Annotated in this window: 1 protein-coding gene; it reads left to right on the top strand. The window is 44.2% G+C overall.

Features of this window, described 5'->3' with window-relative positions; all coding sequences use genetic code 11:
• The coding region (locus tag R0J87_RS25075) for a hypothetical protein (protein ID WP_498889735.1) at positions 1 to 233 on the top strand (233 nt) is incomplete at both ends.

Raw genomic sequence — 233 nt, 5'->3', positions numbered from 1 at the left:
CGTGTGTTCAATATTGATGATGGAACCGCAAGCGCGATCGCGGTTAACTTAGAAGGATTAACCCTTACCAATGGTGCAACCTCTGGGACAGAAGATGGTGGTGCAATTCTTAATCAAGAAGATCTGACAATTGATCAAAGTACGATTAGTAATAGCACTGCTGCGGATGATGGGGGCGCGATCGCGAACTTTGGTACATTAACTCTTAATGAGAGTACCCTCTCTAATAACAC

It is taken from the genome of Halomonas sp. SIMBA_159 (assembly GCF_046536035.1).
GTDB classification, from domain to species: Bacteria; Pseudomonadota; Gammaproteobacteria; order Pseudomonadales; family Halomonadaceae; genus Vreelandella; species Vreelandella venusta_A.
The sequence above is the reverse complement of the archived record's forward strand: the minus strand, read 5'-3'. Positions and strand labels throughout refer to the sequence as shown.